This window comes from Mesorhizobium sp. B3-1-6, assembly GCF_006439555.1.
Lineage (GTDB): Bacteria > Pseudomonadota > Alphaproteobacteria > Rhizobiales > Rhizobiaceae > Mesorhizobium.
Genome location: NZ_VFTM01000001.1, coordinates 393,225 through 414,311, shown reverse-complemented (window position 1 = coordinate 414,311; position 21,087 = coordinate 393,225). Strand labels below are relative to the sequence as shown.

Here is a 21,087-nt window from a genome sequence, read left to right as displayed (position 1 = left end):
CGTCGTCGTGCCGGGCGGCCGATCGGCGGATCGACGCGGGCAAGGCGTCGGAGGAGGCTGTGCCGGCATGCGTCAGCCACTCCCAGGCGGGCTCCGGGGCGGGGGTTTCGGAGCCCGTCCGCTTTGCGTGAAGCGAGGTGGACGGAACGGGTCATCGACGCGGTCGACCCAACCGAGATCGGCTTCACCAACCCGCCGGCCCGATCGGCACGTACAAGCGCGGGAACCCTAAGCGGCGTCGCGCATTCAACGCAGGGGCCTTGATGAGCCGCGACCTGTGCGTCGCCGGTCGCGCAGGGAGGTCCGCAATCCCGTGAAACTTGCTTTGGCATTCCTGGCCGTCGGCATCATGCTTGGCGCTGTCCAGGCGCGAGCCGTGGAGCTGTCGATCGTGTCGGGCGATACCGGCAACGGCATCAAGATGCTGCGCGAGATACTCGACCGTTACGAGAAGAAGAGCGGCAACAAGGTCGACATCGTCGTCATTCCGCCTTCGACCACCGACCAGTTCGGCCAATACCGGCTCTGGCTCGCCGCCGGCAGCAGCGATATCGACGTCTACCAGACCGACGTGATCTGGGCGCCGCAGCTTGCCAGCCAGCTGCTCGACCTGACCGAGGCGACCAGGGATGTGGTGGGTGAGCATTTCCCGTCGATCATCAGGTCGCAGACGGTCAACGGCAGGCTGGTCGCCCTGCCGATCTTCACCGATGCGCCGGCGCTCTACTACCGCAAGGATCTGCTCGACAAATATGGCGCCAAGGTGCCGACCACCTGGAAGGAGCTCGCCGATACCGCGAAGCTTGTGATGAACAAGGAGCGGGCGGCCGGCAACAGGGACATCTGGGGCTTCGTCTTCCAAGGCAACGCCTATGAGGGGCTGACCTGCAACGCGCTCGAATGGGTGATGTCGAATGGCGGCGGCGGGATTATCGAGCCGGACGGCACGATCTCCATCGACAACCCCAAGGCTGCGGCCGCGCTCGACATGGTCAAGGGCTGGATCGGCACCATCGCGCCGCCGGGCGTGCTCGCCTATCAGGAGGAGGAAGCGCGCGGCGTCTGGCAGACCGGCAATGCCGTCTTCATGCGCAACTGGCCCTATGCCTATGCGCTCGGCAACAGCGAGAATTCGCCGATCAAGGGCAAGTTCGACGTGGCGCCGCTGCCGGCCGGCGAAGACGGACGGCCGGTCGCCACGCTCGGCGGCTGGAACCTTGCGGTCTCCAGATATTCGAAACATCCTGCCGCTGCGATCGAACTGGTCAAGTTCATCGCGTCGCGCGAGATGCAGAAATACCGGACGCTCAAAACATCCAACCTGCCGACCATTTCGGCACTCTATGACGACCCCGACATCGCCCGGCAGCAGCCGATCGTGCCGCGCTGGAAACCGATCTTCCTCGACGCCCAGCCGCGTCCCTCGGCAACCGCCAGGATCAAATACAACGAGGCGTCCAGCGAGTTCTGGACTGCCGTGCACGACACGATCTCCGGCCAAGGCACCGCCGCCGACAATCTGGCCGATCTCGCGGCGAGGCTGGCAAGGCTGAAAGGCAAGGGCTGGTGAGCGCGGCAAGGCGATCGCCGCTGATGCGCCAGCGCGTGCGCACGGCATGGCTGTTTCTCGCGCCGATGCTTTTGGTGCTTGGCCTCGTCGCCGGCTGGCCGTTCCTGCGCACGGTCTACTACAGCTTCACCGATGCTTCGCTGGCCGACCTGGACGCGCGGCAATGGATCGGCTTCGACAATTACTTTTCGGTGCTGCGCCTGCCGAGCGGCCGCCTGCTCTATGACGGGCTGCTTGTCGATCCGGTCTGGTGGCGCGCGGTGTGGAACACGGTGCGCTTCGCCGTGGTGTCGGTGGCCTGTGAGACGGTGCTGGGCATGGTCGTGGCGCTTGCGCTCAACGCCGAATTCCCGGGACGTGGGATCGTGCGGGCGGCGATCCTCATTCCCTGGGCGATCCCGACCATCGTCTCGGCCAAGATGTGGCAGTGGATGCTCAACGACCAGTTCGGCATCATCAATGCCGCGCTTCTCGATCTCGGCCTGATCCACGCCAAGATCGCCTGGACCGCCAGCGCCGACACCGCGATGATCGCCGTGCTGATCGTCGACATCTGGAAGACCACGCCGTTCATGGCGCTGCTGATCCTGGCGGCACTGCAGATGCTGCCGCGCGAGATCCTCGAGGTGGCCAGGCTCGACGGCGCCAGCCCCTGGCAGATCTTCTGGCGGGTGACCTTGCCGCTGATCCGGCCGGCGGTGATGGTGGCGGTGATCTTCCGCGCGCTCGACGCGCTGCGCATCTTCGACCTGATCTATGTGCTGACGCCCAACAATGTGCAGACGAAATCGATGTCGATCTTCGCGCGCGAGAACCTGTTCGAGTTCGACAAGTTCGCCTATGGCTCGGCCGCCTCGACGCTGCTTTTCCTGATCATCGGCCTGCTCACCATCGCCTATATCCGGATCGGCCGGCTGAGCCTGGACGGAGGCCGCTGACATGAGGTTGCTGAAGCGCGCCGGCTTCTACCTGCTGCTTCTGGCGATCGTCTTCGTCGCGGTGTTTCCGTTCTACTACGCCATCGTCACCAGCCTGAAATCGGGAACCGAACTGTTCCAGGCTGGCCTGTGGCCGAAATCGTTCAGCCTTGCCAATTACCGCAATGTGCTGAGCGAAGGTCCCTTCCTGCGCAATCTCGTCAATTCGCTGATCGTCTCCGGCGCGGTCGTCGCGATCTCGCTGCTTCTTGGCGTCACCGCGGCCTATGCGCTGGCGCGCATCCGCTTCCGCGGGCGTTCGGCGCTGATGCTCGCCATCCTATCGGTGTCGATGTTTCCGCAGGTCGCGGCACTGGCCGGGCTGTTCGAGATCATCCGGGCGCTGCACCTCTACAATTCGCTCTTGGCGCTCATCCTGTCCTACATGATCTTCACCTTGCCGTTCACCGTCTGGGTGCTGACCACTTTCGTGCGCGACCTGCCGGTCGAGATCGAGGAAGCGGCGATCCTCGACGGCGCCGGGCCATGGACCATCCTGACGCGCATCTTCCTGCCGCTGATGTGGCCGGCGCTCGCCACCACCGGCCTGCTCGCCTTCATCAGCGCCTGGAACGAGTTCCTGTTCGCGCTCACCTTCACCTCCACCAACACGCAGCGCACCGTGCCGGTGGCGATCGCGCTGCTGTCGGGCAACTCGCAGTTCGAGATCCCCTGGGGCAACATCATGGCCGCTTCGGTGATCGTCACCGTGCCGCTGGTGGCGCTGGTGCTGATCTTCCAGCGCCGCATCGTCTCCGGCCTCACCGCCGGCGGGGTGAAGGGCTGACGCGGCGCGGTCTCAGGCCGCCCGGCGGGCGAAACAGCCGACGCAGGACCGACGGCGGGCCGGTGGGGCTTCTTTCCACGCAACCCCCGACGCCGGTGCCGCGTTGGGGATGGCGGAGGGGCTGTTTCGGATCGGAGATTTGAGATGAAAACGCTGCTGCCCCTGGTCGCCGTCGCGGTTCTTGCCGGCGCGCCCGCCGCGTTCGCCCAATCGGACAATTCGGATGCGGTCGGGCCGATGGTGACCGCCAACAAGGTCGACACCCCGACCTTCGTCGCGACCGTGCCCAACGCCAATGCATTCGAGATTCAGTCGAGCAAGCTGGCCGAGGAAAAGTCGGCGTCCGACGACGTCAAGGCTTTCGCCGCGCAGATGATCAAGGACCACACCAAGGCCGGCGAGGAGTTCAAGGCGGCGCTGAGCCAGGGCCAGACCACCGCTTCGATCAAGCCTGCCGCGCCGGGACTGCAGCCCAAGGAGCAGCAGATGCTCGACGAATTGAAGGCTGCGAGCGGCAAGGACTTCGACACCAAATACATCACGATGCAGACCGACGCGCATAAGGACGCGGTCGCGCTATTCTCGACCTATGCCAATTCCGGCGACGACCCGGCGATGAAGGAATTCGCCAAGAAGACGCTGCCGGTGCTGAAGATGCACGAGAAGCATGCGAAGGAACTGGCGGTGGCGCATCAGTGAGGGGCCGCACTTGCCTTCTCCCCTTGTGGGAGAAGGTGGATCGGCGCGATAGCGCCGAGACGGATGAGGGGTGCTGGAAGAAATGAGACGGAGGTCATTGCGCGCCTTCCGGCGTCGATGGGAAGGGTGCGTGTGAACGGACGCCTCGCTCCGCTGGAGCACCCCTCATCCGTCTCGGCGCTGCGCGCCGATCCACCTTCCCCCACAAGGGGGGAAGGGAAGCCGCTGGCGTTCCCTCGCTGCCGCGATAGGTTCGCGCCCAACAAAGGGGGAGGACCGCCATGGACAAGGAAATCATCGAAGTACCCGTGATGTCGGCAAAGGTGCGCTCGCTCGGCCTGCCGTGCTCGACGGCGGTGAGGGCCAACGGCTTCGTGTTCATCTCGGCGACGCCGCCGGTGGACGGTGACCGGCGAGATGGTGCGCGGCGACATCAAGACCGAGGCGTCGCTGAAGGCGCTGAAACATTGCCTGGAAGCGGCTGGCACCTCGCTTGAAAACGTCGTGATGGTGCGCATCTACGCCGTCAATTCCGGCTTCTACAACGCCATCACCGGGTCTATGCGAAGTATTTCAGCGTGAACCCGCCGGCGCGGAGTTTCGTGCCGGTGGCGTCATGGCCGATGGAGTTTGATATCGAGATTGAGTGCGTGGCGGTGGTGTGAGGTCCAACGGCGTTGACCGCGTGATATTTGATCAACTAGTGTGGTGATGCGTGTTACAGGCACGCATCACCACTACCGGGCTCCCCGGCTGCTCGCTACGGATGACTGAGTCATGCGTAGCGAGGGTTGTAGCTAAGGCGGCTGCATGTAAGGCCTCTTTCAGTCAGAGAACGCCGATCGCTAGAACTGCAATCGTAACGATCGGTAGGGTTAGGGGGCATCTTCGGGTGCCCCGTTCTCGTTTAGGCCGATGAACTTCAAACTGAATTGCTATTTAGGCACCAACACCCATCGATCATCTTCTCTGTAGACGACACCCTCGCCTTTGAGACGGGATAGTTGGGGGCTCAAGCTAGATCTTGGATAGTCAGTTCCAAGCTTTTCATTTACAACCTTAAGAATAGCGTTGGCTGTCATCCCCAAAGGCTCATCGGTCAAAGCTTCTATAGCCGCCTCTTTAATTGTGGTTGGCAATCTTACTCGAGCTATTTTTTCTCTAAACATTTCCTTTTCATCAGGAATTACTATTTCTGCGGCCTGCGCTGCTTTTTCGATCTGCCTAATTTCCTCTTCTATGGACGCAAGTTCGCGCTGCCTTTCTGCACGCGCTCGCAGCAGAGCCCTGTGTCGTGAGGCAAGAAATTCGTTCAGTGAAGCCATATGATAAGTCTAGCTCTAGTCCGATCCGATTGCAAGGGAAATCGGACTCGGAGTCATGGTTAACGAGTCCTACCTAAAACTTTGCGAGCCGTAACTGGCATGGCTTTTGCTACGCGCAGTAGGTCCTCTCCGCCCGGATTCGTCAAATTGTGGGCGAGTCATAGTTAACGAGTCATAAGCGGACTCGACTCGCGATGAGTATCACCGCCACGTAGGCGGGGTGCCTTGGTGAAGCCTCAGTCGGGTGGCTGAGTCAACTCGCCGCATAATGTTAATGATTATTTAACTATATGATTCTGTTATCATTTTTGTGCCAGCGGAGTCGAATCACATGGATGCGACCTATAATCTCAACGGCGGCTTTAAGCCGACGATGAAGCGGTTTGCCGATCTCGCCGGTCCGGATTACTTTCCGACGCCGGCTTGGGCGACGCATGCCCTGATGGAAAATGAAATATTCTCCGGTGAGATTTGGGAATGCGCCTGTGGTGACGGTGCAATGTCCCGAGTTCTGGAGCGCGATGGCAACGCCGTCCGCAGTTCGGATCTTTTTGATCGTGGCTTTGGGGAAGCTGGAATTGACTTCAATACAGCCCGAATGCCAGCGGACAACATCGTGACCAATCCTCCCTATAACAGCGCGGAAAGTTTCGTTCGCTCGGGGGTGAAGCTGGCGCGCAGTAAGTTCGCGCTGCTTTTAAGGTTAGCTTTTCTGGAAGGGGCAAATCGAGCGAATACGATCTTCGCAGAATGCCCACCGGCCCGCGTCTGGGTGTTCAGCGAACGGATCACTTTCTACCCGGCCGGAGCCGTGCAAGCAGGGTCCGGAACCACAGCCTATGCGTGGTTTGTGTGGGACAAGAACGCTCCAGACGGAACAGAACTGAAATGGTTCAAGCCGGGATATAAGAGTAGATTCTCTAGATAAGCCCCTTATTCTTGAGATGTAACAGGCCTGCATCAGTGAGCTGATATAGACCACGACCAACGTGCTCTACAAATCCCTCTGCAATCACGTTGCCGGGCGTCTTGTCGTGTGATTTTAGATTTCGTACTCGCTGCTCCCACATTTCTTCGCCCTGACGGATCAGTGAAGGCTCTTGGTCATCAGCTGTTAGTTTCACTTGGTTAGGAACCTCTCTGATCAAGGTTCTGACGGTCGCCACGTGTTTTGGGCGTGTTACCAGAACTTGCATGACTGCAAGCCCTAGTTTCGGTTCAGATGTTTTTGCCATTTACCCCTCCCGTAGACCTAGGAGTGGATGCTACGCGACTTTTTTCGCTAGTGGGAGTCTATATTTCCTGCTTCTAGTCGCGCATCGAAGTCCCGCCGCAAAATGAAGACGCCCAATGGTTGGCGATGTCAATCTATGCATCTCAAGGGATATTTCCCATCGTTGAGGATAGCTATCAGTATCTCTTGGCAGGCGCCGCCCCTCATCTGCCTGTCGGCATCTTCTTCCCGTATAGTGACGGGGAGAAGAAAGCTTTCTCTAAGCAAAATACTCCTGCAGCGGCCTCACCTCCAAGTTCCCCGCCCTTAACGCCGCAATCGCCTCGGCCACGGCCGCGGCGCCCGACAGCGTCGTGTAATACGGGACCTTCTGCATCAGCGTGGCGCGGCGCAGCGACTTCGAGTCGGACACCGCCTTCTGGCCGTCGGTGGTGTTGAAGACGATCTGGACCTGGCGGTTGCGGATGGCGTCCTCGATGTGGGGGCGTCCTTCCAGGACCTTGTTGATCTTTTCGGCCGTCACGCCGTTCTCGGCGAGGAAGCGGGCGGTGCCGGAAGTGGCGAGCACTTTAAAACCCTGGCCGGCAAGGCGCTTGACCGCCGGCAGGATGCCTTTCTTGTCCTCGTCGCGCACCGAGACGAACAGCGTGCCCGCGCGGGGGAGATCGACACCCGCCCCTAACTGGCTCTTGGCGAAGGCGAGCGCGAAATCGCGGTCGAGGCCCATGACCTCGCCGGTCGAGCGCATTTCCGGGCCGAGCAATATGTCGACACCCGGGAAACGGGCGAAGGGGAAGACGGCTTCCTTGACCGCGATATGGCCGGGATTGCGTGGGTCGGGCATCGCGCCGTAATGGGCGAAGGCGTTTTCAAGCGTCTCGCCGGCCATGATGCGGGCGGCGATCTTGGCGATCGGGCGCCCGATGGTCTTGGCGACGAAGGGCACGGTGCGCGAGGCACGAGGGTTGACCTCCAGCACATAGACCGTGCCGTCCTTGATCGCATATTGCACGTTCATCAGGCCGCCGACATTGAGCGCGCGGGCCAAGGCGGCCGTCTGGCGCTCCAGCTCGTCCACGAGGTCGGAGGGCAGCGAGTGCACCGGCAGCGAGCAGGCCGAGTCGCCCGAATGGATGCCGGCTTCCTCGATGTGTTCGAGAATGCCCGACACGAACGTCGCCTTGCCGTCGCAGAGGCAGTCGACATCGACCTCGATGGCGCCCGAGAGATAGGTGTCGAACAGCAGCGGGTTCTTGCCCAGCAGCGTGTTGATCTGGCCGGTCTTGTCGTTGGGGTATTTCTGCTTGATGTCCTCCGGCACCAGGCCGGGCACGGTGTCGAGCAGATAGGTCTGCAGCATGCCCTCGTCATGGATGATCTGCATGGCGCGGCCGCCGAGCACATAGGACGGGCGCACCACCAGCGGGAAGCCGAGTTCGCCGGCGACGAGGCGGGCCTGCTCGACCGAATAGGCGATGCCGTTCTTGGGCTGGCTTAGGTTCAGCTTGTGCAAGAGCTTCTGGAAGCGGTCGCGGTCTTCGGCCAGGTCGATCATGTCGGGCGAGGTGCCGAGGATCGGGATGCCGGCCTTCTCCAGCGCGTCGGCCAGCTTCAGCGGCGTCTGGCCGCCGAACTGGACGATGACGCCGACGAGTTCGCCGGACGCCTGCTCGGCGCGCAGGATCTCCAGCACGTCCTCCGCCGTCAGCGGATCGAAATAGAGGCGGTCCGAGGTGTCGTAGTCGGTCGAGACTGTCTCCGGGTTGCAGTTGATCATGATCGCTTCATAGCCGGCGTCGCGCAGGGCAAAAGCCGCGTGGCAGCAGCAATAGTCGAACTCGATGCCCTGGCCGATACGGTTCGGGCCGCCGCCGAGGATGACGACCTTCTTGCGCGACGACACGCGCGCCTCGTTGGCGGGCTCGCCGACGAAGGGCACTTCATAGGTCGAGTACATATAGGCGGTCGGCGAGGCGAACTCGGCGGCGCAGGTGTCGATGCGCTTGTAAACCGGATGAACGTCGAGCTTTTGCCTAGCCTTCTGAATCACTTCGGCGTCGGTCTTCGTCAGCGATCCGAGGCGGGCGTCGGAAAAACCCATGGCCTTCAGCATGCGCAGATTGACGGCGTCCTGCGGCAGGCCATGCTCGCGGATGCGTTCCTCCATGGCGATGATGCCGGCGATCTGCTCGAGGAACCAAGGGTCGATCTTGCACATGGCGTGCACGTCTTCCAGCGAGGTGCCCATGCGGATCGCCTGCGCCACCATGCGCAGCCGGTCCGGGGTCGGCGTGCCGAGTGCCGCACGGATCGCGTTGCGGTCGTCGGCGTGGCTGGCTGGCGCGCTGCCGTGACCGAGGCCGGGGATTTCGATCTCGTCCAATCCGGTCAGGCCGGTTTCCAGTCCACGCAAAGCCTTCTGCAGCGATTCCTGAAAAGTGCGGCCGATGGCCATCACCTCGCCGACCGACTTCATGGCGGTGGTCAGCACCGGCTCGGCGCCGGGGAATTTCTCGAAGGCAAAGCGCGGGATCTTCGTCACCACGTAGTCGATGGTCGGCTCGAAGGAAGCGGGCGTCGCGCCGCCGGTGATGTCGTTTTCCAGCTCGTCCAGTGTGTAGCCGACAGCAAGCTTCGCCGCGACCTTGGCGATCGGAAAGCCGGTGGCCTTGGAAGCCAGCGCCGATGAGCGCGAGACGCGCGGGTTCATCTCGATGACGACCAGCCGGCCATCGGCCGGGTTGACGGCGAACTGCACGTTGGAGCCGCCGGTCTCAACGCCGATCTCGCGCAGCACCGCGATCGAAGCGTTGCGCATCATCTGGTATTCCTTGTCGGTCAGCGTCAGCGCCGGCGCGACGGTGATGGAATCGCCGGTGTGCACGCCCATCGGATCCAGGTTCTCGATCGAGCAGATGATGATGCAATTGTCCGCCTTGTCGCGGACGACCTCCATCTCATACTCCTTCCAGCCGAGCACGCTTTCCTCGATCAGCACCTCGGTGGTCGGCGAGGCGTCGAGGCCGGACTGGACGATGTCGTAGAATTCGGCGCGGTTGTAGGCGATGCCGCCTCCGGTGCCGCCCATGGTGAAGGAGGGGCGGATGATCGCCGGCAGGCCGACATGGTCGAGCGCCTGCGCGGCGATCGCCATGCCGTGGCTGATATAGCGCTGCTTGCGGTCGCCTTCGCCGAGGTTCCAGCGGGTTTCCAGCGCATCGAGCGCGGCGTCGAGGTTTTCCGGGTTCTCCGCCTTCAGCGCGGCACGCTCGGCCTCATGCGTCTTGCGGTCGGCGTTCTTGACGTCGGTGGCGTTGGCCAGCATCGACTTCGGCGTTTCGAGGCCGATCTTGCTCATCGCCTCGCGGAACAGCGCGCGGTCCTCGGCCTTGTCGATCGCGTGCGCGTCGGCGCCGATCATCTCTACCTGATAGCGCTCGAGCACGCCCATGCGACGCAGCGACAGCGCGGTGTTGAGCGCCGTCTGGCCGCCCATGGTCGGCAGCAGCGCGTCGGGCCGCTCCTTGGCGATGATCTTGGCCACCACTTCGGGCGTGATCGGCTCGATATAGGTGGCGTCGGCCAGCTCCGGATCGGTCATGATGGTGGCCGGATTGGAGTTGACCAGGATGACGCGGAAACCTTCTTCCTTCAGCGCCTTGCAGGCCTGGGTGCCGGAATAGTCGAATTCGCAGGCCTGGCCGATGACGATGGGGCCGGCCCCGATGATCAGGATCGACTTGATGTCGGTGCGTCTTGGCATATTCGAAAATCCGTTCGGCGAGCGGCTTGCACGAAAAACCGGGCGGGGGAGGACCCGGCCGGTTGTGCTTGCGATTCTGGTATCAGGCTAGGAGGGCCTTATAGGGAAGAGTTTTGGCGGATGTAACCCTGAAAATGCGGGTTAGGCAGTAGGCAGTAGGCAGTAGGCAGTAGGCAGTAGGGAGACGCTCTTGATTGCCCTACTGCCTATTCCCTACTGCCTAACCCCTAATTCCCCAACGCCATCTGGTCCGTGATCTCGAAGCGTTCGGAAACGCCGATGCGGATCATGTTGAGGCTGCCTTCGCGCGTGAAACGGAATTCGTCCGGCGAGTCCGAGCCGCTCGGCTTGCCGCCATGGAAGGTTATGACGCGGCTGCCGCCATCCGGCCAGGTCACCGTCACGGTGCTGTCGGCGCCTGTGTGCGCGACGCTGATCTCGCAACGGATCATTGGCTGGCCGACATCGCGAGCGCAGGGGATGCTGGCGTCTGGGGTGTCGGACTCGGCGCTTGCCGAGGCCGCGAAGGCGAGACCATACGCGTCCTGCATGGCGGTCCTGCCGATCTCGGCCGCAGACGGCGGCTCGGCCGGCTCCCCGCCACCCAGGCGCGCCGCTATATCAGGCTGCTGCTCCCCGGAAGGTTGAGGCGCAACGGCCGCGACCGCCGGCGCGGCGGCGTCTTCAGGCACCGGCGCAGGGTTGTTGGGGCTGAGATAGCGGGCGGGCGCCCAACCGACGATATGCGCATCCTGCGTATCCTCAACCTTGCACCAGGGATAGCCGTTGATGACGTTGCAGCCGAAATTCTTGACGGCCGTGCCGTTGGGCAGCCGCGCCGCCACCTTTCCACTCGGCGAGGCGGTGGCACGGATATTGAGGAGATCGTCCGGTGCAAGGCCGCCGATAATCGAAATGATCGGTCCCGGCGGATCCTGAGCCATGGCCGGCAACGCGGCCAGCAGCAAAGGAGCGGCGATCAGCAGTGTCGATCGGAGCGTGACTTTGCGCTTCATCTTTTAACTGCAAGTTCCAAGGCGCGACCAGATATAGGCGGCGAGGCTGCCGAATGTCATCCTGAATTTAGCGGCGATTGTGAGGCTCGAGCCACGCGCAAATGTGTCGCTCAGGCCGAAACCTCGACTTCAGCGGTGCCGACTGCCGGCAAAGCAGGATCTCCCTCAGCCGCGGCAATCACGCTGTCGAGCAGGCCGGGGAAACGCCTGTCGAGATCGTCACGGCGCAATGTGATCAGCCGGCTGGTGCCGACCGCTTCGCTGCGGGTGACGCCCGCCTCGCGCAGCTTGGCGAGGTGGTAGCTGAGATTGGTCTTGGAGGCGAGGTCGAGGAACTTGCTGCAGTTCAGCGGCACGCCTTCCTTGCTCGCCAGATAGCGCACGATGGCAAGCCGGGTCGGGTCGCCGAGCACGGCAAGTACGATCGGCAGGCTGATCTGGTCGGCGGTTGGATGGGGCAGGGTCATGGCTCAGAATTAAGCATAAACGGCACGAACTTCAACGCGGCTTCCTTTCTGCCGATGGACATAGCCTCTCCATTTTGGCCCCGGTCCTGACACAGGGCTGTCAGCAGGGTTCAGCTATTTTGTCCCGGCTCGGTTGACATCATGCCCTGTTATGTCCAATTGTTCAATAACTTTTGAACTAAGGACAACTCCCCATGGACAAGCGGATCTTCTGGCTTGCGCTCGGATCGTTTGCGATCTCGACCGAAGGCTTCGTCATCTCGAGCCTTCTTCCCGATATCGCCACTGACGCCGGCATATCCGTGCCGCTCGCCGGCTCGCTGATCACCGCCTTCGCGCTCGCCTATGCGATCGGCGCGCCGGTGCTGGCGACGCTGACCGGCGAATGGGACCGGCGCCGCGTCATCCTATGGACGCTGGTGTTCTTCGTCATCGGCAACATCGTTGCCGCGCTCAGTTCGTCCTTCGAACTGCTTTTGATCGCGCGCATCGTCATGGCGCTGTCGTCCGGCCTGTTCGCGGCGACCGCGCAAGGGACCGCCGTGGCGCTGGTCGACGACCATCACCGGGCGCGCGCCATTGCCGTCGTCGTCGGCGGCACCACGGTGGCCGTGGCGGTCGGCGCGCCGCTCGGCGCGCTGGTCGCGGCGATCGCCGGCTGGCGCGGCACCTTCTTCGCCATTGCCGGGCTCGGCGCGCTGTCCGGCGCGATCCTGTGGTGGCGGCTGCCGCGCGGCATCGTCGGCACCAGGCTGCCGCTGAAGCGCAGGCTGGCGGCGGCTGTGCGCCCCGGCGTGATGCCGATCCTTCTGACGACGGCGCTTGCGCTGGTCGGCGCCTTTACCGTCTTCAGCTTCATCGCGCCCTTGGCGATCCAAGGCGGCGGGCTCTCGCCGATCGCGCTGCCGGGCATGCTGCTCGCCTTCGGCGTCGGCGCCGTCATCGGCAACATCGCCGGCGGGCAGGCGGCCGACCGCTTCGGCGCCACCCGCACCGTCGCCTGGTCGCTGGCGCTCTCCGCCGCGATGCTCGCCACCTTCTCGCTGATCCCGGCCTTCCTGCCGCATCATCTCGCCGGGCCGGCGCTGATGGGTATGATGGTGCCGTGGGGCATCGTCGGCTGGGCTTTTCCGCCGGCGCAGGCGAGCCGCATCATCAAGCTCGCTCCTGACGCCGCGCCCATTGTTTTGTCGCTCAACGCCTCGGCGCTTTACTTCGGCGTCGCGCTGGGCGCCGTGGTCGGCGCCGCCGTGCTGCGCTTCGGCGTCCCGGCCGACCTCGGCCTGATCGCCGCCGTGTTCCCGATTGTTGGCCTGGGCATCGTGCTCGCCGGCCGCATGTTGGCCCGGCCAGTGGCGATGCCGGCCGAATAAGAGGTGCCGATATTCAGGTGAGCCCAGCCCGACCTGGATCTCGGCACCTCTTCACAGCTAAAGAATTAACGGGCGGCCGCTTCTTCAAGGCGAAAGAGCGGCCGCCGGCATTTGAAGATCGAGATCGGCCACCGCGTCCAGCGCCGCGCGCAGCTTCGTTGCCCGCTCCGCGCCGACCTTGTCCTCGAATTGCCGCTGCGCGAAGCTCCAGAGCTTGAGCGCCTCGTCGAGCTTGGCCTGGCCTTGCGGCGTCAGCCGCAAACGCTTGACGCGGCGGTCGTTCGTGTCGGCAAAACTCTCGACATAGCCGTCGCGGATCAGCGGCTTCAGCGTGTGGCCGAGCGCCGACAGGTCCATGATCAGGGCGTCGGCCACGGTGCTCATCGCAGGCTCGTTGCTGACATGGATCTGAAAGAGCAGTCCGAACTGCGTGCCCTTCAGGCCCGAAGGCGCCAGCGCGTTATCATAGAAGCGGCCGAGGCTGCGCGCGGCGCGGCGCAGCGTGGCGTTGTTGCAGCGGCTGAATCCGGGTTGTTGAGCGTCGGTCATGTTCACTCCTGCCGGCGAGGCGACGGGCCGGCCTGCCGCAGAAATAGTTTTCGCGGCCGCCGTTGACAAGATAGTGGCATATACCTACTTCGGCGAAAGTGGCATATGCCACTAATTGAAATCAGAGGCTCAGCGGATGACGTGATCATCGACGCCGAACCAAGCGAAGCGAACAAAGGAACAGGACTATGAGCACGAAGGACAACAAGGGCACGGCGGTCATCACCGGCGGATCGTCGGGCATCGGCGCGGTCTATGCCGACCGGCTGGCGGGGCAGGGCTACGACCTGGTGCTGGTGGCGCGGCGCGCCGACCGGCTGCAGGAAGTGGCGGACAAGCTGGCCTATGCCTATGGCCGCAAGGTCAAGACGATCGTCGCCGATCTCTCCGTCGATGCCGATCTGCGCCGCGTCGAACAGACGGTCGCGACGGACGATAGCGTGACGCTGCTGATCAACAATGCCGGCGTGGCCGGCCTGGAGACGATTGCCGACGCCGACGCCGACACGGCGGAGCGCATGATCAAGGTCAATGTCGTGGCGCTGACAAGGCTGACCAGAGCCATCTTGCCGGGCCTGCTTGCGCGCAACCGCGGCGCCATCATCAACATCGCCTCGGTCGTCGCCTATGGCATTGCCGTCGGCGGCATCTACAGCGGCACCAAGGCTTATGTCGCCAACTTCACCGAGGCGCTGCAGAAGGAGGTCGCCGGCACCAATGTGAAAGTCCAGTCAGTGGTGCCCGGACCGATCCGTACCGAGCTGTGGGACGTCTCCGGCATCAGCCTCGACGGGATCAATCCGGACTGGATCATGAGTGCCGAAGATCTGGTCGATGCGGCACTTGCCGGGTTCGCCCAGGGCGAGGCCGTCACCGCGCCCGGTCTTGCCGATGCGGCCGGGCTGGCCACCTATCTCGGTGCCAGGGACCAGTTCTTCGGCAGCCTGTTCTCAGGCAAGCCGGCGGCGCGCTACGCCGTCTGAAGTTCCTCGCCCCACGAAGTGGGGAGAGGTGGCCGCGGAGCGGCCGGAGAGGGGCTTTCGTAGGGCGATCCCGTCACCGGATAATTGGCAACCTTGGGCGCCAGCCCCCTCTCCGTCTCGGCTTCGCCGAGCCACCTCTCCCCCACTTTGGTGGGGGCGAGGAATAAGCGTTCATACCGGCCGCCACATCTGCAGGATCGAGGCGGCCAGCAGCAGGCCCAGCACGAGGTTGAGCATACGCCACTGGCGCTCGGTCTTGAGCAGGCGGGCAAGCAGGGTTCCCGCCACGCACCACAGCGACAGCGAAAAGGCCGCTGCCAAGCCGAACACGGCGCCGAGCAGGAGCGCCAGTTGCAAGGGACCATCGGCCAGCGCCGCGAAGGATGCGGCCGCGCCCAGTCCCATCGCCCAACCCTTCGGGTTCATCCACTGGATGCCGGCGCCACCGAAGAAGCTGTTTGGCCTTGCCATGCTGATGTCGAGGTTGGGGGGACCGCTGCGGCCGATCTTGATGGCCAGCCAGATCAGATAGAGTGAGCCGGCGATCTTCATGGCAAGCTGCAAGGACGGCACCGCGGCGAGCAGACTGGCCAGCCCGGCAGCGCCCGCAGCCGCCACGGTAGCCAAACCGGCGGCGCTGCCGGCCATCAAAGGCACGGAACGGCGGAAGCCGAATTGCGCGCCGGACGCCGTCGACAATGTCGTGGCGATGCCTGGCGTCGAGGTCGAGATCAGCGCGAACAGGACCAGCGGGATGATGGTGTCGGACATGCGGGCTTCCCAGTCGAGGAAGCCGGCATGCTTAGGCGCTTCGTAGCATCAGTAAATGCAATGTTTGATATGGTTTGCATTAGGGATTATAATGCAAGTCATGATCCGCGATCTCGATATGACTCTCATCCGCACCTTCGTCACGACGGCCGACAAGGCCAGCATGACGGCGGCGGCCAATGCCCTTCACCTGACGCAAGGCGCCGTCAGCCAGCAGGTCAAGCGGCTGGAAGAGGTGCTCGGTCAGAGCCTGTTCGAGCGCGACCGCCGCGGCCTGAAGCTGACGCGATCCGGCGAGCGGCTGCTCGACAGGGCAAGGCGCCTGCTGCAGCTCAACGACGAGATCCTTGCCGAAATCAGGGGCGGGGCGGTTGCCGGGCAGGTGCGGATCGGCGTGCCTTACGATCTCGTCGGCACGCTGCTCGCGCCCGCGCTGAAGGCCTATGCCGAAGCGTATCCGCAGGTGGAGATTTCGCTGGTCTGCGCGTCCTCGCCGGAACTCGCGGCGGCTCTGGCGGCGGGCACGATCGACCTTGCCGTCGTCGAGGAGCGCGTCGGTCCCACCGCCGGCGAATGCCTGCTCGTCGACCGGCTGGTATGGGTGGGCGCCAGAGGCGGGGCGGCACGCCTGAAGCGGCCGCTGCCGGTTTCCATCGTCGCCGACACCTGCGCCTTCCGGCCGGCGGTGCTGGCAGCGCTTGGCGAGCACGGGCTCGACTGGCGCACCGTGTTCGAGAACGGCAACATCGATGCGACGACCGCCACTGTGCGGTCGGACCTCGCGGTGACCGCATGGCTTGCCTCGACGGTTCCGACCGATCTCGACATCCTGTCCGATGCCGGGCTTCCGGCGCTGCCGAATTTCTCCGTCAACCTGCATATGCCCAAACATGCCACCCAACCGGCCGCGCAGGCTTTTGCCAGCCATATCCGCGGGGGCCTTTCACGCTATCGCCAGGCAGCGTGAACGGCTAGCTAGAGCAATTCCAGGAAAAGTGTGAGCGGTTTTCCGTCCGGAATTGCGTAGAAACAAAGAGATAGAGCGGTTCGCCGTTTCCGTGAAACGGTGAAACGCGCTAGGCACCCGGTCAGCCGTTCGACGCGGCCATGGCGACCGCCAATTGCGCATCGAAAGCGCGCCTGAAGGCGGGCCGAGCCTCGCCGCGGGCGACATAGGCGGCAACGTTCGGGAATTCGTTCAGCAAACCCGATCTCTGCAGCCGGCGCAGCACGCCCACCATGACGAGGTCGCCGGCGCTGAACGCGCCGTCGAGCCAGTCGCTATCGCCGAGATGGCGGGAGAGCTCGGCCAGCCGCTTGCGGATCCGGTCATCGACCAAAGGCAGGCGCTGGTCGTGCCACGCCGCGTCGCGCTCCAGGATCACGGCTGTCGTGCGATCGAGGATCGGCTGCTCCACGGTGCTGAAGGCTGCGAACATCCAGGCGATCGCGCGCGCCCGCGCGTTTGCATCCTCGGGCATCAGGCCGGGGTGACGAACCGCGATGTGAAGGACGATCGCGCCTGACTCGAACAGAGCGAGATCGCCTTCTTCATAGGTCGGGATGCTGCCGAAGGGGTTGATCGCAAGAGGCGCGGGTCGCTTCATCGCATCGAACGAAACAAGACGAACGTCATAAGGCTGGCCGACTTCCTCGAGTGCCCAGCGCACGTGCATGTCGCGCGCCAGCCCCCTGCCGCCATCGGGCGAGCATTCAAAGGCGGTAATGGTGGGGATCATCGGCGGCTCCTGACCGTTCAGTCGTCGTTGCGAAGAGAGGCTTCATAAAGCGAATACGCGGCGGGCCCGGCCGCCGCGCGACAGCCTTGTGCTACTTCCAGTTCCTGCGCCGTTCGAGTTCGGCTTTGGAAGGCTCCTGCTGAGCAAACGAGCCCGTGTGGATTTCGCCCGCGCGCTCATAGATCGCTATGATGACGCCGGTGGCGGAAGCTTGCGATTTGACGAGCTTGAACGCCGCCGGCATCGCGCTGTCGCCGAACAGCCGCTTGCCCTTGCCCAGGACCAGCGGGAAGGTCATCAGCCGGATCTCGTCGATCAGCCCGTTGGCGAGCAAGGTCTGGGTCAGATTGCCCGATCCCTGGATGAGCAGGTCCGGTCCGTCTCCCTGCTTGAGTTCCTTAAGCCTGGCAACGATATCGGGCCCGAGCGACTGCGTGTTCTGCCAGGTCAGCGAATCCGGCCGGTGCGTGGCCACATATTTGGTTGCAGGGTTGAAGACGTCGGCGATGGCGTCGTTCTGATACGGCCAATACGCGGCGAAGATATCGTAGGTTCTGCGGCCGAGCAGCAGGTCGAACGGTTTGGAGAACAGTTCCTCCATGGCCGCGCCTGCCACCTCGTCAAAATAATGGAAGGTCCAGCCACCGAATTTGAAGCCGCCGACCGGATCCTCTTCCGGCCCGCCCGGCGCCTGCATGACGCCGTCGAGGCTGACGAATGTGGCGGCGATGATCTTGCGCATCTGTCTTCTCCTTTTCGCTGATCCGCGCCGTCAGGCCGGATTTCGAGCTAAGGACGAACGGCAAGGCCGCTTTCCGACACGGCCCCGCGAATTTCTATCGCGTGTTGTCGGCGCGAATGGTGCGTGACGAGAACCAGACATCGCCGAAGACGGCGGTGGCGGTGCGGTCGGGCGCCTTGTCCTTCCTCAGCCAGATCGAGCGGGTGCGCGCGGCGCGCTCGCGCGTCGGTATTTTCGCGCCCGGCTCGGCGGTTGAGGCGCCGATGCAAGGGATGAACCAGGAGCCCATGAAGGGCCGGCAGGCAAAGCCGTTTTTCAGGCGCGTTATGATGACCGCGAGGCCGACGGTTTCGGAGGGACGCCACGGAAAGATCATGCGGCCGCCGGGTTTCAGCGCTTTCAGCCATGCGACGGGCGGGGCGACGACGCCGGCATTGACATAGATGATGTCGGAGGGCGGCAAAGGATCGGAGACAGCATCGCCATGAATCACCTCGATGTTGGCGTACCGGGCGAGGTTCGCCCTGGCGCGCGTGGCGAGACCGGCCTCGATCTCGAAGGCGGTGACGCTGCCGCCCGGCTCGACCAGCCTCGCCAGCAGCGCCGTGTAATAGCCTGTGCCGGCGCCGATATGGGTGACGTGCTCGCCCGGCTTCGGCTCGACCTTGCCGAGCCACATCGCGTGCAGCATCGGCTCGCCATTGTTGATGCCTTTGTCGGCATCGAGCACGACAAGCACGTTCTGGTAGATATAGGTTGGATCGGCACTTGGCGTCTCGAACCGGCCCTCGCCGGCAAAAACAGTCCATGGTCCCGGACCCAGGAAAGCCTCGCGCGGCACCGAGGCGAATACCTCCTCGATGCGCGGATCGGACGACCGGGCCTGCGCGGCCATCAGCCTGGCGTAGAATCTGCGGGCTTCGTCCGGTTTGGCCATGGCGCGAAGATAGCGCGGCCGGCGCGAATGTCGCGGTCAGCCGGCGAAGGTGTCGTAGAGCAGCTTGAAGTTGAGAACGAGGATGACGGCGGCCACCACCCAAGCCAGCGCCGCGACGCCGCGCGGTACGGCGAAATTGCCCATCTTCTTCTTGTCCGACACGAACTGCACCAGCGGGATGACCGCGAAGGGCAGTTGCATCGACAGCACCACCTGACTGAAAACCAGCAATTGAGCTGTGCCCTTTTCGCCGTAGAGCGCGGTGACGAACACCACCGGGACGATGGCGATGCCGCGCGTCAGGAGGCGCCGTGCCCATTGCGGGATGCGCAGTCGCAGAAAACCTTCCATCACGATCTGGCCGGCAAGCGTCGCGGTGACGGTCGAATTGAGGCCAGAAGCCAGCAGCGCTATGGCAAACAGGATCGAGGCGATGCTCAGGCCCAGCAGCGGCGACAGCAGCTCGAAGGCCTGGCCGATCTCGGCGACGTCCTGATGACCGGTGCCGTGGAAGGCGACCGCCGCGACGATCAGGATCGAGGCGTTGACGAACAGCGCCAGGATCAGCGCGATGGTCGAATCCGTCGTCGCCCATTTGATGGCGTCGCGCTTGCCTGCATCGGTTCGCTCGTAGGCGCGGGTCTGCACGATCGAGGAGTGCAGATAGAGATTATGCGGCATGACCGTCGCGCCGATGATGCCGATGGCGATATAGAGCATCGTCGGATTGGTGACGATCTCGGGTGACGGCACGAACATCGAATGCAGGATCGTGCCGGCCGGCGGCGCGGCGACGAAGATCTGGACGGCAAAGCAGCCGAAGATGATGATCAGGAGCGCGATCACGAAGGCTTCGAGATAGCGGAAGCCCTTGTTCATCAAGAGAAGCACCAGGAAGGCGTCGAGCGCGGTCAGCATGGCGCCGCCGATCAGCGGAATGCCGAACAGAAGCTGCAGCGCGATCGCCGTGCCGATCACCTCGGCGAGGTCGCAGGCGATGATCGCCAGCTCGCAGGCGATCCAGAGCACGAAATTGACGGGGCGCGGATAGTAGGCGCGGCAGGCCTGCGCGAGGTCGCGCCCGGTGGCGATGCCGAGGCGCGCGGCGAGCGCCTGCAACAGGATCGCCATCAGGTTCGACAGCATGATGATGAAAAGCAGCGTGTAGCCGAACTGGGCGCCGCCGGCGAGGTCGGTTGCCCAGTTGCCCGGATCCATATAGCCGACGGAGACCATGTAGCCCGGTCCCATGAAGGCGAACAGGCGGCGGAACCAGACTCCAGTCTGTGGCACCGCGATCGAGGCGTTCACCTCGCGCAGGCTTGGCTGCTCGTCGTCGGGCTTGTCAAATCGCCATGTGGGTCGGGCTACGGTTGCTGCATCGGCATCGGACATGGGGGATTTCCGCTGGAATGTATCGAAGGTACCTTTTATCTACGCCATGGCTCAACATTATGCAATAGGCTATATTTCATTGATCATGCTTTCGTGATGCGCCGGAGCAGGTCTGGACGCGGGCGACCGCAAACGCTGGTTGCGCCCGCGCGGGAATGCAAATAAACGGCCGGACCATCAGGGGTTCGTGTTATGGATACGACCCCGATTCAAGGAGGAGCGCGTATTGGCGCTTAGGAACAAACCAGTTCGACGCGAGGAGCCGCTTCCCGATGCCGAAATCCATTCGGAGGGTTTCCGGCAGACGCGCGAAGCGCGCCGCGGCGCGCTGGTCGAGGACTATGTCGAACTGATCGCCGACCTGATCGAGGACGGCAACGAAGCGCGGCAGGTGGATATCGCGGCAAGGCTCGGCGTCGCGCAGCCGACGGTGGCAAAGATGCTGACTAGGCTGTGCGCCGATGGGCTGGTTTCGCGGAAGCCCTATCGCGGCGTGTTCCTGACTGAAGCCGGCCGCAAGGTCGCCGAGGAAAGCCGTATCCGCCACCAGACGGTGGAGGCCTTCCTGCGCTCTCTCGGCGTCAGCGCCGAGACGGCGCGCATCGACGCCGAGGGCATCGAGCACCATGTCAGCGCCGAAACGCTGGAAGCTTTCCGCCGGGCGATGACGAACCGCCAGGACTAGGTCTGCGGTCCGTCCGAGCGTATTGAAGCGGAACCGACGCATCTCCGCCGCATTACTTCCCACATCGCGCGATTG

General features: G+C 63.5%; 20 protein-coding genes and 1 pseudogene. 10 read left to right on the top strand and 11 right to left on the bottom strand.

The genetic code is table 11. The features are described 5' to 3' along the window. Positions 1-349 precede the first annotated feature (349 nt). The 5 genes and pseudogenes from FJ414_RS01975 (at position 350) to FJ414_RS32065 (ending at position 4,698) form a co-directional block, all read left to right on the top strand. A complete protein-coding gene (locus FJ414_RS01975; RefSeq protein ID WP_140640866.1) occupies positions 350-1,570 on the top strand; it encodes an ABC transporter substrate-binding protein in 1,221 nt (406 codons plus the stop codon). Positions 1,571-1,593: 23 nt separating this feature from the next. After that, positions 1,594-2,508, top strand: coding sequence for a sugar ABC transporter permease (locus FJ414_RS01970; RefSeq protein WP_140640864.1), 915 nt, complete (start codon positions 1,594-1,596; stop codon positions 2,506-2,508). A 1-nt stretch (position 2,509) separates the two neighbouring features. Beyond that, positions 2,510-3,334, top strand: coding sequence for a carbohydrate ABC transporter permease (locus FJ414_RS01965; RefSeq protein WP_140640742.1), 825 nt, complete (start codon positions 2,510-2,512; stop codon positions 3,332-3,334). Positions 3,335-3,478: 144 nt separating this feature from the next. Beyond that, a complete protein-coding gene (locus FJ414_RS01960; RefSeq protein WP_140640740.1) occupies positions 3,479-4,033 on the top strand; it encodes a DUF4142 domain-containing protein in 555 nt (184 codons plus the stop codon). A gap of 281 nt (positions 4,034-4,314) precedes the next feature. Further along, positions 4,315-4,698: pseudogene (locus FJ414_RS32065) on the top strand (RidA family protein). A gap of 270 nt (positions 4,699-4,968) precedes the next feature. Here FJ414_RS32065 and FJ414_RS01945 read toward each other — a convergent pair. After that, positions 4,969-5,358: a hypothetical protein gene (locus FJ414_RS01945; RefSeq protein ID WP_140640735.1), complete on the bottom strand. Its 390-nt coding sequence runs from the start codon at positions 5,356-5,358 to the stop codon at positions 4,969-4,971. 331 nt (positions 5,359-5,689) lie between these two features. Between FJ414_RS01945 and FJ414_RS01940 the strand changes: the two genes are divergently transcribed. Continuing rightward, positions 5,690-6,286: a hypothetical protein gene (locus FJ414_RS01940; RefSeq protein ID WP_140640733.1), complete on the top strand. Its 597-nt coding sequence runs from the start codon at positions 5,690-5,692 to the stop codon at positions 6,284-6,286. On the opposite strand, the gene FJ414_RS01935 is transcribed toward FJ414_RS01940, so the two are convergent. From FJ414_RS01935 to FJ414_RS01920, 4 genes are all read right to left on the bottom strand, one after another. Further along, positions 6,279-6,593: a hypothetical protein gene (locus FJ414_RS01935; RefSeq protein WP_140640731.1), complete on the bottom strand. Its 315-nt coding sequence runs from the start codon at positions 6,591-6,593 to the stop codon at positions 6,279-6,281. The genes FJ414_RS01940 and FJ414_RS01935 overlap by 8 nt on opposite strands. A 258-nt stretch (positions 6,594-6,851) precedes the next feature. Further along, a complete protein-coding gene (carB, locus tag FJ414_RS01930; RefSeq protein WP_140640729.1) occupies positions 6,852-10,355 on the bottom strand; it encodes a carbamoyl-phosphate synthase large subunit in 3,504 nt (1,167 codons plus the stop codon). A 227-nt stretch (positions 10,356-10,582) separates the two neighbouring features. Then, positions 10,583-11,371, bottom strand: a complete 789-nt coding sequence (locus FJ414_RS01925) for an SH3 domain-containing protein (RefSeq protein WP_140640727.1) — start codon at positions 11,369-11,371, stop codon at positions 10,583-10,585. Between the two features lie 110 nt (positions 11,372-11,481). Continuing rightward, positions 11,482-11,838, bottom strand: a complete 357-nt coding sequence (locus FJ414_RS01920) for a helix-turn-helix transcriptional regulator (RefSeq protein ID WP_140640725.1) — start codon at positions 11,836-11,838, stop codon at positions 11,482-11,484. 194 nt (positions 11,839-12,032) lie between these two features. Between FJ414_RS01920 and FJ414_RS01915 the strand changes: the two genes are divergently transcribed. Beyond that, positions 12,033-13,211 carry an MFS transporter gene (locus FJ414_RS01915; protein ID WP_140640723.1) on the top strand — a complete coding sequence of 393 codons (1,179 nt, stop codon included), beginning with the start codon at positions 12,033-12,035 and terminating at the stop codon, positions 13,209-13,211. Positions 13,212-13,295: 84 nt separating this feature from the next. Here FJ414_RS01915 and FJ414_RS01910 read toward each other — a convergent pair whose 3' ends face one another. Then, positions 13,296-13,760: a MarR family winged helix-turn-helix transcriptional regulator gene (locus FJ414_RS01910; RefSeq protein WP_140640721.1), complete on the bottom strand. Its 465-nt coding sequence runs from the start codon at positions 13,758-13,760 to the stop codon at positions 13,296-13,298. Between the two features lie 188 nt (positions 13,761-13,948). On the opposite strand from FJ414_RS01910, the gene FJ414_RS01905 reads away from it, so the two are divergent. Next, positions 13,949-14,743, top strand: a complete 795-nt coding sequence (locus FJ414_RS01905) for an SDR family oxidoreductase (RefSeq protein WP_140640719.1) — start codon at positions 13,949-13,951, stop codon at positions 14,741-14,743. 171 nt (positions 14,744-14,914) lie between these two features. Here FJ414_RS01905 and FJ414_RS01900 read toward each other — a convergent pair whose 3' ends face one another. Further along, on the bottom strand, positions 14,915-15,514 hold the full coding sequence (locus FJ414_RS01900; protein WP_140640717.1) for a LysE family translocator: 600 nt from the start codon (positions 15,512-15,514) through the stop codon (positions 14,915-14,917). Positions 15,515-15,614: 100 nt separating this feature from the next. Between FJ414_RS01900 and FJ414_RS01895 the strand changes: the two genes are divergently transcribed. Continuing rightward, positions 15,615-16,481 carry a LysR substrate-binding domain-containing protein gene (locus FJ414_RS01895; protein ID WP_140640862.1) on the top strand — a complete coding sequence of 289 codons (867 nt, stop codon included), beginning with the start codon at positions 15,615-15,617 and terminating at the stop codon, positions 16,479-16,481. 121 nt (positions 16,482-16,602) lie between these two features. Here FJ414_RS01895 and FJ414_RS01890 read toward each other — a convergent pair whose 3' ends face one another. From FJ414_RS01890 to FJ414_RS01875, 4 genes are all read right to left on the bottom strand, one after another. Further along, positions 16,603-17,253: a glutathione S-transferase family protein gene (locus tag FJ414_RS01890; protein ID WP_140640715.1), complete on the bottom strand. Its 651-nt coding sequence runs from the start codon at positions 17,251-17,253 to the stop codon at positions 16,603-16,605. A gap of 91 nt (positions 17,254-17,344) precedes the next feature. Next, positions 17,345-17,995, bottom strand: a complete 651-nt coding sequence (locus FJ414_RS01885; protein WP_140640713.1) for a dihydrofolate reductase family protein — start codon at positions 17,993-17,995, stop codon at positions 17,345-17,347. Positions 17,996-18,089: 94 nt separating this feature from the next. Further along, positions 18,090-18,932, bottom strand: coding sequence for a protein-L-isoaspartate O-methyltransferase (locus FJ414_RS01880; protein WP_140640711.1), 843 nt, complete (start codon positions 18,930-18,932; stop codon positions 18,090-18,092). Positions 18,933-18,968: 36 nt separating this feature from the next. Then, a complete protein-coding gene (locus FJ414_RS01875) occupies positions 18,969-20,327 on the bottom strand; it encodes an Nramp family divalent metal transporter (RefSeq protein WP_140640709.1) in 1,359 nt (452 codons plus the stop codon). A gap of 226 nt (positions 20,328-20,553) precedes the next feature. Here FJ414_RS01875 and mntR point away from each other — a divergent pair, with 226 nt between their 5' ends. After that, on the top strand, positions 20,554-21,012 hold the full coding sequence (mntR, locus tag FJ414_RS01870) for a manganese-binding transcriptional regulator MntR (RefSeq protein WP_140640707.1): 459 nt from the start codon (positions 20,554-20,556) through the stop codon (positions 21,010-21,012). The last annotated feature ends 75 nt before the right edge of the window (positions 21,013-21,087 follow it).